The organism is Ensifer meliloti, from assembly GCF_030064585.1.
Taxonomy (GTDB): domain Bacteria; phylum Pseudomonadota; class Alphaproteobacteria; order Rhizobiales; family Rhizobiaceae; genus Sinorhizobium; species Sinorhizobium meliloti.
This window is the reverse complement of record NZ_CP120365.1, coordinates 2,570,419-2,586,823: the sequence shown is the minus strand read 5'-3', so window position 1 is coordinate 2,586,823 and position 16,405 is coordinate 2,570,419. Positions and strand designations below refer to the sequence as shown.

The window sequence follows — 16,405 nt, the reverse complement described above, 5'->3', positions numbered from 1 at the left end:
CGGACGCTCAGCGCTCGGTCTTGTGGCGCAGCCGGATTACCACGTCGACATGGGAGATTTCCATGCCTTCCGGCGGTTCGGGGAGATTGTCGATCTGAATATTGCTCACCGGAATGTCGAGGACTTCGTTTTCGCCCTCGATGAAGAAATGGTGGTGATCCGAGACATTCGTATCGAAATAGGTCCTGGCGCTCTCGACGGCGAGGACGCGGATCATGCCGGCTTCGGTGAACTGGTGGAGCGTGTTGTAGACGGTCGCGAGCGAAACGGGAACGCCGGCAGTGACGGCCTCCTCATGCAGTTCCTCCACCGTCAGGTGACGGTCGCCCTTGGCGAAGATCAGATCGGCAAGCGCGACGCGCTGGCGCGTCGGGCGCAAACCCGAACTGCGCAGCCTCTCCTGTGAGGACATGTGCGTTGCTTTCGTCATCGACAACCGTTCCGATATACCTGCGGGATCCGTGGATTATCAATTTGCGATATAACTTCTGGCGCCGCGGCTTTCAATAGATTCCGCACATGCGAAAGCCGCAAAGGCCTGAAAATCGGCCCAAAGCGGGGGAAGGCGGGCATTTAACTCTGGCCGCCGCCACATTCATACTGTAAGCGACGGCGGAATGATGTCACCATTCCGAGCGGTTCGGAGACGATGAGAGAGCTTTCCTTAGCCCGCATGCCGCTCTACTTGGAACGTCACGAGCCGCAGCCCGCATCGCAGCCGCGGATGACAGGTTGCGCTTCAAATCAGACCGGACTTGCACTAAAGCAGGTCGGAGAACACATAATAGACTCGGGAAGCAACCATTCATGACCACCAGACAATCCAGCTTCAGCTATGAGGAAATCCTGATCTGCGGCCGAGGCGAAATGTTTGGCCCCGGCAACGCGCAGCTGCCGCTGCCGCCGATGCTGATGTTCAACCGCATCACCGACATTTCGGAAACGGGCGGGCCAAACGACAAGGGTTATGTCCGCGCCGAGTTCGACATTACGCCGGATCTCTGGTTCTTTCCCTGCCACTTCATGGGCGATCCCGTCATGCCCGGATGCCTCGGTCTCGACGCCATGTGGCAATTGACCGGTTTCTTCCTCGGCTGGCTCGGGGAGGCCGGCAAGGGCCGCGCCATCTCCACCGGGGAAGTGAAGTTCACCGGCATGGTGACGCCGAAGACCAAGCTGGTAGAATACGGCATCGACTTCAAGCGCGTCATGCGCGGCCGTCTGGTTCTTGGCATCGCCGACGGCTGGATGAAGGCCGATGGCGAAACGATCTACAAGGCCACCGATCTCAGGGTCGGCCTCTTCCAGGAAAAGGCCGACTGAACTGCGGGCGATCCCCGCACGGTTCCAATCGAAGAAAAGGTCATCTGACATGAGACGGGTTGTTGTAACGGGCCTCGGCATCGTTTCCTCGATCGGCAGCGATGCCGACGAAGTCACCGCGTCGCTGCGCGATGCGCGGTCGGGCATCACGTTTTCTCCGGACTTTGCCGAGCACGGCTTCAAATGCCAGGTCTGGGGAGCGCCGACGCTCGACCCGAGCGACCTCGTCGACCGCCGCGCCATGCGCTTCCTGTCCCAGGGCGGCGCCTGGAACCATGTGGCGATGAAGCAGGCGATCGCCGATTCCGGGCTCGAGGCCGGCGACATCACCAATGAGCGCACCGGCATCATCATGGGCTCGGGCGGCCCTTCTACCCGCGCGATCGTCGAAGCGGCGGAGATCACCCGCAAGAACAACAGCCCGAAGCGGATCGGCCCCTTCGTGGTGCCGAAGGCGATGTCGTCTACGGCTTCGGCGACGCTCGCGACCTGGTTCCAGATCCACGGCGTCAACTACTCGATCTCGTCGGCCTGCTCGACTTCGGCGCATTGCATCGGCAATGCCGCGGAAATGATCCAGTGGGGCAAGCAGGACGTCATGTTCGCGGGCGGCCATGAAGATCTCGACTGGACCATGTCCAATCTTTTCGACGCCATGGGCGCCATGTCGTCGAAGTACAACGACACGCCGTCCGTCGCGTCGCGCGCCTATGACGCGAACCGCGACGGCTTCGTCATCGCCGGCGGCGCCGGCGTTCTCGTTCTGGAAGAGCTGGAGCACGCCAAGGCGCGCGGCGCCAAAATCTATGCGGAAATCGTCGGTTACGGCGCCACTTCGGACGGCTACGACATGGTCGCGCCATCAGGCGAAGGCGCGGTTCGCTGCATGCGCCAGGCGCTGGCCACCGTGAAGGGCGAGGTCGACTACATCAATACCCACGGCACCTCGACGCCGGTCGGCGATCAGAAGGAGATCGGCGCCATCCGCGAGGTCTTCGGCGAGAAGATGCCGCATGTGCAGTCCACGAAATCGCTGACCGGCCACTCGCTCGGCGCGGCCGGCGTGCAGGAATCGATCTACGGTCTCCTGATGATGCAGGCCGGCTTCATCGGCGAAAGCGCTCACATCACCGAGCTCGATCCCGAATTCGAAGGGGTGCCGATCGTCCGCAAGCGCATCGACAATGCCAAGATCGACACGGTTCTTTCGAACTCCTTCGGCTTCGGCGGCACAAACGCGACGCTCGTCTTCCAGCGCTATAACGGATAACACGATGAACGGATTGATGAACGGAAAGCGCGGCCTCATCATGGGCGTCGCCAACAGCCATTCTATTGCCTGGGGAATCGCCAAGTCTCTCGCCGCCCAGGGCGCAGAGCTCGCCTTCACCTATCAGGGCGAAGCCCTCGGCAAGCGCGTCAAGCCGCTGGCTGCAGAGGTCAATTCCGACTTCCTGCTCCCCTGCGACGTCGAGGACATCGGCTCCGTCGACGCGGTCGTCGACGCCATAAAGGAGCGCTGGGGCAAGCTCGATTTCGTCGTCCACGCCATCGGCTTCTCGGACAAGAACGAGCTCAAGGGTCTCTATGCCGACACGACGCGGGACAATTTCAGCCGCACCATGGTGATCTCCTGCTTCTCCTTTACCGAGATTGCCAAGCGTGCAGCGGAGCTGATGAGCGAGGGCGGCACCATGCTGACGCTCACCTATGGCGGCTCGATGCGGGTCATGCCGAACTACAACGTCATGGGCGTCGCCAAGGCCGCGCTCGAGGCTTCGGTGCGCTACCTTGCCGCCGACTACGGATCGCGCGGCATCCGCGTCAATGCGATCTCGGCCGGTCCGATCCGGACGCTTGCGGGCGCCGGCATTTCCGATGCGCGCGCGATGCTCTCCTGGCAGCAGAAGAACTCGCCCCTGCGCCGGACCGTCACCATAGAAGACGTCGGCAGTTCCGCACTTTATCTGCTCTCGGACCTCTCGCGCGGCGTCACCGGCGAAATCCATTACGTCGACTCCGGCTACAACATCACCTCGATGCCGACGCTCGAAGCATTGCGGGTCGCAGACGCGGATTAAATCGCGTGATTGCCACGCTGGCCCACGGCGGTTGGATGAGGCCCCTCCGCAACCCCTCCCCACAAGGGTGAGGGGTTAGGCGCTTGCGGCTGGCGCTTTCCCATTTCGCAAGTTCGCGGATGACGCAAAGGCTGACTTTGGACCCGCGAGGTGCGGCAGAAGTAGCCCTCCCCCTTGTGGGGAGGGGTTGGGGAGGGGTCGCATTACGGCAAATAAATCGACTCAGCGCTTCGCCCAGAGCACCTTGAAGCGCGCATTGCGGCAGGTCTCGCCGATTTCCTTGAAGTTTTCCGTCAGGACCGGCTCATAGGGAAGTCCGCGATTGGCGACGAGCATCAGCCGGCCGCCATGCTTCAGCGCCTTGGCGGCCGCCTTGATCATCGCCGCGCCGAGCGCAGGCTCGGCGGCATGGCCCTCGTGGAAGGGCGGGTTCATGACGATAAGGTCGTATTTGTCGCGCGTCTCTTCGGCCGTCAGGTCGTGCCAATAGAAACGGGCCGCCGTCGAAGGCGCATTCGCTGCCATGTTTGCCCGTGCCGCCTCCAGCGCTTCGAAATCCGCTTCGAACAGATCGATGCCCTTGAGGCTGGGCGAAGCCTCGGCAAGCTTGACCGAGAGATAGCCCCAGCCGGCGCCGAAATCCGCCGCGTGGCCGGTGAAATCGCGCGGCAGGCGCGACGCGAGCAGCTCCGAACCGGCATCGACGCGGTCATGCGAGAACATGCCGGGCGATGCCACGAACAGGCCGTCGACGCGCACCGGGACCTTGGCGAGCGCCGAGATGGCCTCGGCGGCGTCCTCCGGCCGCGTGAACCAGAAGGCGACGCCGTGATATTTCGGCATCGAGTCGCCATCCCAGCCGAACTTGTCGATCCTCTTGCGCAGCGACTGAATGCCGTCCTCCTTGCCGCCGGCGACTACGATCAGGGCACCGGCGCGGGTGCGTTCCAAAGCCTGTGCAATGCGGTCTTCGTTCTCGCCCTTGTGCCTGCCGCAGAGAACGAGGGCAGCGTCGTAGCCGTCGCCGGCCGCGACGGGCACCACATCGGCGCGAGCGGCCGTCAGCGCGCGGTAGAGCGGCTTGAGCGGCTGCACGGCGGAGACGTCCGCAGCAAAGCCTTCCGGCAGGCGGTAGCCCGCCTCGGCGCCGAGGAAGAGTACCCGCTCGCCCTCTCCCGGCGGATCGATGATCCCCATTGCGAAGGGATGGAACAGTGTTTTCAGCGCGTCGCGGCTCATGGTTCGATTCCGTTTTCGTCACAAGAAAGGGCGCGAAGCGATCCGCTCCGCGCCCTGAATGGTTTCAGCCGAGGCCGGCTTACTCGGCGGCTTCGCCGCCGTCCTTCTTTTCGCTCTTCTCGGCAACGATTTCCTTGCCGGTCGCCTGGTCTACGACCTTCATGGAGAGGCGAACCTTGCCGCGCTCGTCGAAGCCCATCAGCTTGACCCAGACCTTATCGCCTTCCTTGACGACGTCGGTGGTCTTGGCAACGCGCTCGGAAGCGAGCTGCGAGATGTGGACGAGGCCGTCGCGGGCGCCGAAGAAGTTGACGAAGGCGCCGAAATCGGCCGTCTTGACGACAGTGCCTTCATAGACCTGACCGACTTCCGGCTCGGCGACGATCGAGTGGATCCACTTGCGGGCGGCCTCGATCTCCTTGGCGGAAGCCGACGCAATCTTGACGGTGCCGTCGTCGTCGATATTGATCTTGGCGCCGGTCTTTTCGACGATTTCGCGGATGACCTTGCCGCCCGAGCCGATGACTTCACGGATCTTGTCGACCGGAATGTTCATGACTTCGATGCGCGGTGCGAACTCGCCGAGCTGGCCGCGGCTCTCGGAGATGGCCTTGGCCATTTCGCCGAGAATGTGCAGGCGGCCTCCCTTGGCCTGGTTGAGGGCAACACCCATGATTTCTTCGGTGATGCCTTCGATCTTGATGTCCATCTGCAGCGAGGTGATGCCGGCATCCGTGCCCGCGACCTTGAAGTCCATATCGCCGAGGTGGTCTTCATCGCCTAGAATGTCGGAGAGGACGGCGAAACGGTCGTCTTCCTTGATGAGGCCCATGGCAATGCCCGCAACCGGCTTGGCGAGCGGAACGCCCGCGTCCATCAGTGCAAGCGACGTGCCGCAGACGGTTGCCATGGAGGACGAACCGTTGGACTCGGTGATCTCGGAAACGACGCGCAGCGTGTAGGGGAACTGTTCCGCGGTCGGCAGCATCGGATGGATGGCGCGCCAGGCGAGCTTGCCGTGGCCGATTTCGCGGCGGCCCGGAGAACCCATGCGGCCGGTTTCACCGACCGAATAGGGCGGGAAGTTGTAATGCAGCATGAAGTTTTCCTTGTACATGCCAGTCAAGGAATCGACATACTGCTCGTCTTCGCCGGTGCCGAGCGTGGCAACGACGATCGCCTGCGTTTCACCGCGGGTGAAGAGCGCCGAACCGTGCGTGCGCGGCAGGATGCCGACTTCGGCGACGATCGGGCGAACCGTGACGAGGTCGCGGCCATCGATGCGGCTCTTCGTGTCGAGGATGTTCCAGCGAACGATCTTGGCCTGCAGGTGCTTGAAGACAGCGGCGATCTCTTCTGCGGTATGGGCCGGGTTCTCGACGCCTTCCGGCAGGAAGTGTTCCTTGACCTTTGCCTTTACCGCATCGACGGCGGCATAGCGCGCGGCCTTCTCGGTGATCTTATAGGCGTTGCGCAGCTCGTCTTCGGCGATCGAGAGCATCGCATTTTCGAGAGCGGAGTGATCTTCCGGATTGAATTCGCGCGGCTCCTTGGCGGCAACTTCCGCAAGCCTGATGACAGCGTCGATCACCGGCTGGAAGCCCTTCTGGCCGAAAACGACGGCGCCGAGCATGACATCTTCCGGCAGCTCTTTCGCTTCCGATTCCACCATCAGCACCGCTTCCTGCGTGCCGGCGACGACGAGGTCGAGGGTGGATTCGTCCATTTCGTCGAGATGCGGGTTGAGAACGTATTCGCCGTTGATGTAGCCGACGCGGGCACCGCCGACCGGACCCATGAAGGGAACGCCGGAAAGCGTCAATGCAGCCGATGCCGCAACCATCGCGACGACGTCCGGATTGTTCTCGAGGTCATGCTGCATGACCGTGATGATGACCTGGGTGTCGTTCTTGTAGCCGTCCGGGAAGAGCGGACGGATCGGCCGGTCGATCAGACGCGACACCAGCGTCTCGTTTTCGCTGGGGCGGCCCTCACGCTTGAAATAGCCGCCGGGGATCTTGCCCGCAGCGTAGGTCTTTTCCTGATAGTTGACGGTGAGCGGGAAGAAATCCTGGCCTGGCTTCGGTGCCTTCGCCGAAACCACCGTGGCGAGCACGACGGTTTCGCCGTAGGTCGCGAGAACGGCACCATCGGCCTGACGCGCGATTTTTCCGGTTTCGAGCTTGAGCGGACGCCCAGCCCATTCGATTTCTACCTTGTGTGTCTCGAACATGTTCTGTCCTTCGTGTGCGACAGACCTTCCGCGGCTCATAAAGCGCGGGCGATCTCAAAGCCGCCTGGTGGCGCATCACGGGCAAGACAACGGGAGGCTTCAAAGAAAACCGGCCGCATACCGCTTTGCCGCGCTGCGTATAGCAGCCGCTTCGGCAAGCAGGCGCCGAAGCATCCCGCAATCCTGCCCCATGACGGGCCATTGGTTGATCCGCGATCCCGGCCCATCCGGTCCGCTGGACGGTTGCGCGTCCGATAAGACGCGCGGCGCTGTGGCGCCCTTTACAATACCCTAGGCTTTTTGAAGAGCGCACGGGCTGCAGAAAAAAAGCCGGCGGGTTGCCGAGGCAACCCGCCGGACCAGTCGTTTAGCGACGGATGCCCAGGGCACCGATCAGCTTGGTGTAGCGCGCCTCGTCCTTCTTCTTCAGATAGTCGAGGAGCGACCGCCGGCTGGAAACCAGCGCGAGGAGGCCACGTCGGGAGTGATTGTCCTTCTTGTGGTCCTTGAAGTGTTCGGTCAGGTTGTTGATCCGTTCCGTCAGGATGGCAACCTGAACTTCCGGAGAACCGGTGTCGCCTTCTACGGTTGCGAATTCCTTGATGATCTGAGCTTTGCGCTCTGCAGTAACCGACATCGTTTGATCCTTTCGTTCGAGGATTTGAGGGTCGCCGGCAGCCGGGATGTCGTCCAGCTACGGCCGTTCGCACGAAGAGGCGGCGCCTTTCGCTGGCGTGCCTATAACCGAATCCGTTCCAAAAGGAAAGGGTCATGAAAGCGCTGCGCGGCACCGCCTCCCGCGCACCGTCAATTCCGGTTGCGCACGGATGCTCCGGCATCCGTTTGAGGTGGTTTGCTGCAGGACGATCCGCCTCTCAACCGCCTGCCTCCTGCGAGGAATGATCCTTGCCGCGCGGGATGCGTATCCGCCATTCGATGCCATCCGCATGCATCGTCCTTTCAAGCTCCGCACGAAGGGCCAGACCGAGCATGCGCTCGAGCACGACCGTGCCGAAGCCTCTGCGGGCCTTCTTCCCCGAAGGCGCGACGATATCGGCACCGCTCTCGCGCCAGCGGATATCGATCGCACCCTCCCCCACCGACCACTCGACCTTGATCATGCCGGTCTGGTTGGCGAGCGCGCCATGCTTTATGGCGTTGGTAGCCAGTTCATGCAGCGCCATGCCGAGGGTCTGCGCCATCTGCGCGTCCAGCCGCAGGGCAGGTCCGCTGAGCACGACGCGGTCGGACTCGGCCGGCATGAACGGCTGAAGCTGGTTGCGCACGAGCTCGCGGAAGTCGACTCCGGAGGCGGCGTTCGCCACCATGAGGTCGGTCGAGCGCGCGAGGCCCGCAAGGCGCTTGCGAAACGCCTCGACGAAATCCGACGGCTCCTCCGCCGAATTGGCCGACTGCGCCAGCATCGACTGGATGACGGTGAGCTGATTCTTCGCCCGATGCGCGACCTCCCGCATCAGCAGGCGGATTTCGCTTTCGGCCTTGGCGCGGGCGGTAGCAGCGCTTGCGAGGGCGGTGGATACCGCTTCGACTTCAGTGATCATGTAGCGGCGCGGTTCGACCGGCTCGCCCGCTCCCAGCCGCCGGGCATCCATGGCCAACAGCCGGACACCCTGCGTGAGCAGCCGCGCAATGGTCAACGAACCGGCGACCGCGATGCTTGCGAAGATGATCCCACCGAAGGACAGCCAGAGGAACGACCAAAGCATCGGCTGATCGACAATCTCGCTCGGCGCCCAGGCGACGATGCGCCAGCCGGTCACCACCGAAAACTCCGACGCGACGCGGTAGTCGACGCCGCCCGCACTGATATTGCCGACACCGATGCTGATCAACGGCAATTCGTCGAGAAAGAACGGGTCGCCGGACTTCACCGAGGAGTCCGAGGAGACGATGACCCTGCCTTTGCCGTCGACGAGCGCGGCATTCCATCCGGGAGAAAGCGTGTCACGATTGACGGCCCTCGTCATCCGCTCGGCATCCTGCCTGAGGCCCAGCAGATACTTCTTTCCGTCGGGCGTCGTCACCGGAAGATAGACGGTGAAGACCCAGCCCCTGCCCACTTCGGATGGAAACACGCCCGAGACAAGCGGCGCCGTACTCTGCAAAGCGAGATCGATCTCCGGATCCGATGCCCGCCCGAGCCGCGTACCGAAAGGAACGCGGGTGCTCAGAAGAAGGTCGTGGTTGCCGTCGACGATGATCAGGTGGGAATCGGTGTCCGCCAATGCGACCGATGCCCGTTCGTAGAGACCTCGCATGTCGGCGAGATCGACGGCGCCGGATTTCGCCAGGACCCGAAGCGTCGTCAGCATGCCGTCGACCTCGCGCTCGACGATGCGTGTGACCGACCCGGTAGAGGCGCGCAGCAGAGAAGTGACTTCCTCTCTCTGCGCGTCCAAATTGCGCTGCAGGATGACAAAGGAAAAGATGAAGGGCGGTATGATGGCTATCAGCAGCAGCGAAATCAGATAGAAGCTGAACGGCCGGCGAAGGTAGTCGCGGACGAAGCCGGCGGCGGCCTGCAGGCTGCCCGATGAAGCATCTTCCCGGCTCTTCTCTGACGCTTCGACCATATTTTACCGCCTCTACCGATCACTACCGCGTTTTGCCGGAGCGGGTACCAGGCGCTTCCTGCCCGCCGCCCCCGTTCCAGATTTCCCGAGCGCAGCCGGCAGCCCATGGCAACATGGGCTCCGGCGCACAACGAGTATACGCCGCGTCTGCCGCTCCGCTCGACTTTAGATCACGATGATTCAGTTCGGGTCGACCTGAATCATGAACGTGGTCGATTCTAGCAAGTTAGAGCGGGATGCGGGCGGAAAACCGCACGCACTTCCTCATCCCGCTCTAAACGCGTGAGATCGGTTTTCGACCAGCAGGATTATTGGGTGGCGAAAACTCGCTTCGGCCGGAACTCGCCCTCGGCGATTTCGCCGATCGCCACGAGCTTGCCTTGGGCCGTGGCATAGGCCTCTGGCGTGGGCAGCGGAGCGTCGCGTCCACGCAGGATGATCGGGTTGCCCATCCGCAGCCGGTGCGCCTGGTCGTCGTTGACGGCGATATGCGGCAGGTCGGACAAGGCCTCTCCCGTGTCGATCAGATACGCGTCGAGCGCGGCGAGACGTTCCGCATCGTCCTCGATCGCCTCCAGGGCGACGAGATCGGCGAGCGGCACCATGTCCTCCTCGCCGAAGGGGGCGACGAAGGTTCGGCGCAGCGACGCGATATGGCCGAAGCAGCCGAGATCGCGGCCCATGTCGCGGGCGAGCGAACGGACATAGGTGCCCTTGCCGCATTCGATCTCGAAATGAGCGAGATTCGGAGCCGATCCGATGAGCGACAGACGGAAGACCTCCACCTCGCGCGCCGGGATCTCGACGGTTTCGCCGTCGCGGGCGAGATCATAGGCGCGCTCGCCGCCGATCTTGATCGCAGAGAACTGCGGCGGCACCTGCGCGATCACGCCGGTATATTTCGGCAGCAGGGCGCGGATCGCCTCTTCCTCCGGACGCGCGGCGGAAGAGCGGACGGCTTCGCCTTCGAGATCGTCGGTGGAGCGCTCCTCGCCCCAGGCCACCGTGAATTCGTAGATCTTGCGGCCGTCCATGACGTAAGGAACGGTTTTCGTCGCGTCGCCGAGCGCGATCGGCAGCATGCCGGAGGCGAGCGGATCGAGCGTGCCGGCATGGCCCGCCTTCTGCGCCTTGAACAGCCACTTGATCTTGGATACGGCCTCGGTCGAACCGAAATCGAGGGGTTTGTCGAGGATCAGCCATCCCGAAATCGGGCGGCCCTTCGGTTTGCGGGGTCTGGACATTGGTTCTGTCGCTTACTCTTCGTCGTCGGCGTCGCGATCGAGGTCGCGACTGACCTCCGGCGAGCGCAGCAGCGAGTCGATCTTCTGATAGTTGTCGAAGCTGGTATCGTCCCGGAACCGGACGTCCGGCATGTATTTCATCTGCCGCAATTGCGGGCCGAGCCGCCCGCGGATGAATTTCGCATGCTTGTTCAGCGCTTCGATGACCGCCGCGTGGTCGGCGACCCCGAGTGGGGTCACATAGGCCGTGGCGATCTTCAGATCGGGCGACATGCGCACTTCGGAAATGGAGATCACGGTATTTTCGATCAGCGGATCGAGTACTTCACCGCGCTGCAGCACCTGCGTGATCGCTGCGCGCACCTGTTCGCCGACGCGCAGCATGCGCTGTGACGGAGCGGAGGATGTGGATTTGGCCATCGTTTCACCCTGGACCGCGCCGATCGGACCGTATCAAGCCCCATCGAAACGCGATCGGTTCCAACATGCGAGAGGCGGGCGGCGTCGCGCGCCTTCTCACTCAAAAAAAAGCGAGCGCCGGAGCCGATCCGGCGCTCGCCAATACCCTGCCGGATCGGATCAGAGCGTCCGCGTGACGTGTTCGACGCGGAAGCACTCGATCGTATCGCCGGCACGGATGTCCTCGTAGTTCTCGAAGGCCATACCGCATTCCTGGCCGGACTGGACCTCGGAGACTTCGTCCTTGAAGCGCTTGAGCGTCTTGAGCTTGCCTTCGTGGATGACGACGTTGTCGCGTACCAGACGGACGCCGACGCCACGTTCGACCTTGCCCTCGGTGACGCGGCAACCCGCGACCTTGCCGACCTTGGTGATGTTGAACACCTCCAGGATCTCGGCATTGCCGAGGAAGGTCTCGCGCCGCTCCGGCGACAAGAGACCGGACATCGCCGCCTTCACGTCATCCACCAGGTCGTAGATGATGTTGTAGTAGCGGATCTCGATGCCGGCACGCTCGGACGCATCCCGCGCCTGCTTGTTGGCGCGGACGTTGAAGCCGATGATGGCAGCGTTCGAAGCTTCCGCAAGCGAGACGTCCGACTCGGTGATGCCGCCGGCACCCGAATGAACGATGCGGGCGCGCACTTCGTCGGTGCCGAGCTTGTCCAGGGCGCCGGAAATCGCTTCGATCGAGCCCTGCACGTCGCCCTTGATGACCAGCGGGAACTCCTTGACGCCGGAGGTCTGGAGCTGGGTCATCATCTGCTCGAGCGAACCGCGCGAACCGGACTGGCGGGCAACCGCCTTCTCGCGGGCGAGCCGCTGGCGATATTCCGAGATCTCGCGCGCCCGGCTCTCGCTCTCGACGACGGCGAAGCGATCGCCCGCCGCCGGCGTTCCGGAGAGACCGAGAACCTCGACCGGTGTCGATGGCCCGGCGGCCTTCACATGTTCGCCCTTGTCGTTGACGAGTGCGCGAACGCGGCCCCACTGGTCGCCCGCAACGATGATCTGGCCCGGAGTGAGGGTACCCTTCTGTACGAGGACGGTCGCGACCGCACCGCGGCCTCGGTCGAGCTCGGCTTCCACCACCGTGCCTTCGGCCGTCCGGTTCGGATTGGCCTTGAGATCGAGGATTTCGGACTGCAGCAGGATCGCCTCGAGCAGCTTGTCGAGGTTGGTCTGGTTCTTCGCCGAAACCTCGACGTCGAGAACCTCACCGCCCATGGATTCGACGAAGACCTCGTGCTGCAGCAGCTCGGTGCGGACCTTCTGCGGATTCGCGGACGGCTTGTCGATCTTGTTGATCGCCACGATGATCGGAACGCCGGCCGCCTTGGCATGGTTGATCGACTCGATCGTCTGCGGCATCACGCTGTCATCGGCCGCGACGACGAGGACGGCGATGTCCGTCGCCTGGGCGCCGCGGGCGCGCATGGCCGTGAAGGCCGCGTGGCCGGGCGTGTCGATGAAGGTGATCTTCTGGCCGTTCTGCTCGACCTGGTAGGCACCGATGTGCTGCGTGATGCCGCCTGCCTCGCCGGCAACCACGTTGGCGTGGCGGATGGCGTCGAGCAGCGACGTCTTGCCGTGGTCGACGTGACCCATGATCGTCACGATCGGCGGCCGCGACTGCATGTCGTCGTCCACGTCGGAGATGTTGAAGATGCCTTCCTCGACGTCCGATTCGGAAACGCGCTTGACCGTGTGGCCGAATTCGCCGGCGATGAGCTCCGCGAGATCGGCGTCGATCAGGTCGCCGGGCTTCATCATCTGGCCTTCCTTCATCAGGAACTTGATGACGTCGACCGCGCGCTCGGACATGCGCTGCGACAGTTCCTGAATCGTGATGGTTTCCGGCAGGACGACTTCGCGGGAGATCTTCTCGCGCGTTTCCTGCATCTGGCTGCGCTTGAACTTCTCCTGGCGGCGGCGCATCGCCGAAAGCGAACGGCCGCGCTGGCTGCCATCCTCGTCGACGGCAGCCGTCGTAAGCGTCAGCTTGCCCTGGCGCCGGCCCTCGTCACCCTTTGCACGGGGAGCAGGCTTTGCCGGCTCCGGACGCACGACCTTGCCGCGGGGAGCACCGGCACCGCTGCGGCGGCGTTCGTCTTCCTCGCTCTCGGTCCCGCGGCGGCCGCGAACTGCTGCACCGTCCGGCGCCGCCGGCGTTGCAGCCGGAGCCGGGCGTCCCGGCTGCGGGCGCGTCTCGGCACGACGTTCGCCGACTGCGGGACTTGCAGCCTCGACCTTCTCCTCGGTCTTTTCAGCCTCTACTGGCGGACGTGCGGCCTCTTCGGCGGCACGGCGCGCGGCCTCTTCCTTCTCGCGGGCGAGACGCTCTTCCTCTTCGCGACGGCGGCGCACTTCGTCCTCGGCGCGGCGTTTGGCTTCCTCGGCGTCGCGAATCTGGGCTTCCGCCAGGGCGCGACGGCGGGCTTCCATCTCACCGGCAGAGAGATCGTTCAGGACAACACCGCCGCGGGGGCGGTTCTGTTCCTGGCGCGGCTGATGCGGCTGCGGCTGAGGAGCCGGACGACCCGAGGGCTGCGGCGGCATCGGACGCTGCTCGGCCGGGCGGGCGGCAGGCGTCGCGGCAACCGGCGTGATCGGGCGCTCGTCCTTGTGCTTCAGCGGGCCGCGCGTTCTCTTGGTCTCGACCACGACCGCCTTGGTGCGACCGCGGCCCATATCCTGACGCACCGTACCCTGTGTCACCCCGGAGGGCTTCAGGGTCAGCGTCTTCTTGCCCGCTACGCTGAGTGTCTTGTCGTCTTTGTTGTCCGTCATTCCGTTCCGTTCCTAGCGATCAGGGCCGGATACGAAACCCCTGACCCTGTCTTCCAAATTGTCTCAAACAATGCTCGCTATGCCGGCCTCTGCCGGTGACGCGCTTCATTGCTGTGGCTTGCCAGCGCCGCCTTCGGCCCGGACCGGGACGGATCCTCGGTACTTTTCGAGCATGATTGCGCGCTTCACTACACCTTCACCGGCCTGCCCTGCAAGCGCTGCGGCATGGATAAAGGCATTACTTCCCAAAAGTCCCTCCATTTCCGCCCCCGTGAAGGGGCGGAAAGCGGGTATTTCCGTTTCGTCCTCGCTGACGAAGCTCATCGCCTTGCGGGCCTGATCGATCTTGCGGACGCCATCCGCGGCCGCATCGATCGCATGAAAGACGGCTAGCGCGGCAAGGCCGCGCACCGCCTGCTCCGTCTTCGTCGCGCCGGAGATGAACTGGCCCGCCTTGCGCGCCATGTTCATCATGCCCGCGAGCTGCTCGGCGAGAAGTCTCTCGACCTCGTCCGCGAGCCCGGCATTCGCCTTTACTTCGGCGCGAAGAGCGCGGGCGAAGAGCTTCTTCGCCACCGCTTTTTCCACGAGCTGCCGCTCGGACTTGACCCAGCATCCGCGCCCCGGGAGCTGCCGCTTCAGATCCGCGACGACGACGCCGTCGGGTCCGGCGACGAAGCGGATCAACTCTTCAGGAGAGCCGCTCTCACGCGTGACGATGCAGGTCCGGTTGTTGCCGTTCCGGTCCTTCGGACCCTTGTCCGCAGGCAGGCTGTCGGCATCGATCTCGACGATCATCGCGATCAGGCGTCCTGATCCGCGCCTTCGGCGACCTCGATCGTCTCATCCTGCTCCTGCTCCTCCTCCTGCTGCTTGACCAGATCCTCTTCGGTGATCCAGCCGGCGGCCAGACGAGCCTGCACGATCATCGCTTCGGCCTCTTCCCGGGTGACTTCGAACTTCGAGAAGATGCCCTCGAAGCGCTTGGTCTCGCCATCCTTGCGCTCGGTCCAGCCGACCAGGTCGTCGGCGGCGCAGCCGGCGAAGTCCTCGATGGTCTTGATGCCTTCCTCGCCGAGAGCGACCAGCATCTGGCTGGTGAGGCCATCGATCGTGCGCAGCTCGTCGGAAACGCCGAGCTCCTTGCGCTTGGCATCCATTTCCGCCTCGATCTTTTCGAGATATTCGCGGGCGCGGGTCTGGAGCTCGTTTGCCGTATCCTCGTCGAAGCCCTCGATCGAGGAGATTTCGTCGAGTTCGACATAGGCGAGCTCTTCGACCTGGGCAAAGCCCTCGGAGGCGAGCACCTGACCGACCATCTCGTCGACGTCCAGCGCATCCATGAAGAGCTGCGTGCGCTCGTTGAATTCCTTCTGGCGACGCTCGCTCTCCTCCTGCTCGGTGAGGATATCGATGTCCCAGCCGGTCAGCTGCGACGCAAGGCGCACGTTCTGGCCGCGGCGGCCGATGGCGAGCGAAAGCTGCTCGTCCGGAACCACGACCTCGATGCGTTCCGCGTCCTCATCGAGAACCACCTTGGCCACTTCCGCCGGCTGCAGCGCATTGACGATGAAGGAAGCCGGATCCGGCGACCAGGGAATGATATCGATCTTCTCGCCCTGGAGCTCGCCGACCACGGCCTGCACGCGCGAGCCGCGCATACCGACGCAGGCGCCGACCGGATCGATCGACGAATCGTTGGAGACGACGGCGATCTTGGCGCGCGAGCCCGGGTCGCGGGCAACCGACTTGATCTGGATGATGCCGTCGTAGATTTCCGGCACCTCCATGGTGAAGAGCTTCACCATGAACTGCGGATGCGTGCGCGACAGGAAGATCTGCGGTCCGCGCTGCTCGCGGCGGACGTCGTAGACGAAGGCACGGACGCGGTCGCCATAGCGCATGTTCTCACGCGGGATCATCTCGTCGCGGCGGATGATGCCCTCGCCGCGGCCGAGATCGACGATGACGTTGCCGTATTCGACGCGCTTGACAGTGCCGTTGACGATCTCGCCGACCCGATCCTTGAACTCGTCGTACTGACGATCGCGCTCGGCTTCGCGCACCTTCTGCACGATTACCTGCTTGGCGGACTGGGCGGCGATACGGCCGAAGTCCATGGGCGGCAGCGGATCGGCGATGAAATCGCCGAGCTTTGCATCGGGATTGCGGTCGCGGGCGAGCTCGATCGGGATCTGGGTCGAATAGTCCTCGGCCTCCTCGACCACTTCCAGGAGACGCTGCAGACGGATTTCACCGGTCTTCGGATTGATGTCGGCGCGGATGTTCGATTCCGAACCGTAGCGCGAACGAGCCGCCTTCTGGATCGCGTCCGCCATCGCGGCCAGAACGATCTCGCGGTCGATCACCTTTTCGCGTGCCACAGCATCTGCGATCTGCAGAAGTTCGAGCCGGTTAGCACTGACTGCCATGTCTTGTCTC

13 protein-coding genes are annotated in these 16,405 nt (G+C 63.6%); 3 read left to right on the top strand and 10 right to left on the bottom strand.

The annotated features are described in order from the left end of the window. Positions 1-7 precede the first annotated feature (7 nt). A complete protein-coding gene (gene irrA / locus PZL22_RS19305; protein ID WP_010968450.1) occupies positions 8-430 on the bottom strand; it encodes an iron response transcriptional regulator IrrA in 423 nt (140 codons plus the stop codon). Positions 431-807: 377 nt separating this feature from the next. Here irrA and fabA point away from each other — a divergent pair, with 377 nt between their 5' ends. The 3 genes from fabA to fabI are packed head-to-tail and all read left to right on the top strand — an operon-like array spanning position 808 to position 3,404. Beyond that, positions 808-1,323, top strand: a complete 516-nt coding sequence (gene fabA / locus PZL22_RS19300; RefSeq protein ID WP_003534377.1) for a 3-hydroxyacyl-[acyl-carrier-protein] dehydratase FabA — start codon at positions 808-810, stop codon at positions 1,321-1,323. 49 nt (positions 1,324-1,372) lie between these two features. After that, entirely contained in the window at positions 1,373-2,593 is a 1,221-nt protein-coding gene (fabB, locus tag PZL22_RS19295; RefSeq protein ID WP_003534376.1) for a beta-ketoacyl-ACP synthase I, read from the top strand. A 4-nt stretch (positions 2,594-2,597) separates the two neighbouring features. After that, positions 2,598-3,404 carry an enoyl-ACP reductase FabI gene (gene fabI / locus PZL22_RS19290; RefSeq protein ID WP_003534375.1) on the top strand — a complete coding sequence of 269 codons (807 nt, stop codon included), beginning with the start codon at positions 2,598-2,600 and terminating at the stop codon, positions 3,402-3,404. Positions 3,405-3,626: 222 nt separating this feature from the next. On the opposite strand, the gene PZL22_RS19285 is transcribed toward fabI, so the two are convergent. The 9 genes from PZL22_RS19285 to nusA all read right to left on the bottom strand — a co-directional run bounded on the left by PZL22_RS19285 (position 3,627) and on the right by nusA (position 16,395). Continuing rightward, positions 3,627-4,643 carry a class I SAM-dependent methyltransferase gene (locus PZL22_RS19285; protein ID WP_027990438.1) on the bottom strand — a complete coding sequence of 339 codons (1,017 nt, stop codon included), beginning with the start codon at positions 4,641-4,643 and terminating at the stop codon, positions 3,627-3,629. Positions 4,644-4,722: 79 nt separating this feature from the next. After that, a complete protein-coding gene (gene pnp, locus PZL22_RS19280) occupies positions 4,723-6,876 on the bottom strand; it encodes a polyribonucleotide nucleotidyltransferase (RefSeq protein WP_003534371.1) in 2,154 nt (717 codons plus the stop codon). 367 nt (positions 6,877-7,243) lie between these two features. Next, the gene (gene rpsO / locus PZL22_RS19275; RefSeq protein ID WP_003534369.1) at positions 7,244-7,513 is read right to left on the bottom strand and encodes a 30S ribosomal protein S15; all 270 of its coding nucleotides are present in this window, start codon (positions 7,511-7,513) and stop codon (positions 7,244-7,246) included. 238 nt (positions 7,514-7,751) lie between these two features. Next, the gene (locus PZL22_RS19270) at positions 7,752-9,470 is read right to left on the bottom strand and encodes a sensor histidine kinase (protein WP_003534368.1); all 1,719 of its coding nucleotides are present in this window, start codon (positions 9,468-9,470) and stop codon (positions 7,752-7,754) included. A 308-nt stretch (positions 9,471-9,778) separates the two neighbouring features. Next, positions 9,779-10,714: a tRNA pseudouridine(55) synthase TruB gene (gene truB, locus PZL22_RS19265; protein ID WP_003534367.1), complete on the bottom strand. Its 936-nt coding sequence runs from the start codon at positions 10,712-10,714 to the stop codon at positions 9,779-9,781. A gap of 12 nt (positions 10,715-10,726) precedes the next feature. Then, positions 10,727-11,134 (bottom strand): 30S ribosome-binding factor RbfA, encoded by a 408-nt coding sequence (gene rbfA, locus PZL22_RS19260; protein ID WP_003534366.1) that lies wholly within the window; start codon positions 11,132-11,134, stop codon positions 10,727-10,729. Positions 11,135-11,293: 159 nt separating this feature from the next. Beyond that, a complete protein-coding gene (gene infB / locus PZL22_RS19255; protein ID WP_003534365.1) occupies positions 11,294-13,963 on the bottom strand; it encodes a translation initiation factor IF-2 in 2,670 nt (889 codons plus the stop codon). A 105-nt stretch (positions 13,964-14,068) separates the two neighbouring features. Next, complete coding sequence (locus PZL22_RS19250) at positions 14,069-14,761, bottom strand: RNA-binding protein (RefSeq protein ID WP_003534364.1); 693 nt, start codon at positions 14,759-14,761, stop codon at positions 14,069-14,071. Between the two features lie 5 nt (positions 14,762-14,766). After that, complete coding sequence (nusA, locus tag PZL22_RS19245; RefSeq protein ID WP_003534363.1) at positions 14,767-16,395, bottom strand: transcription termination factor NusA; 1,629 nt, start codon at positions 16,393-16,395, stop codon at positions 14,767-14,769. Positions 16,396-16,405 lie beyond the last annotated feature (10 nt).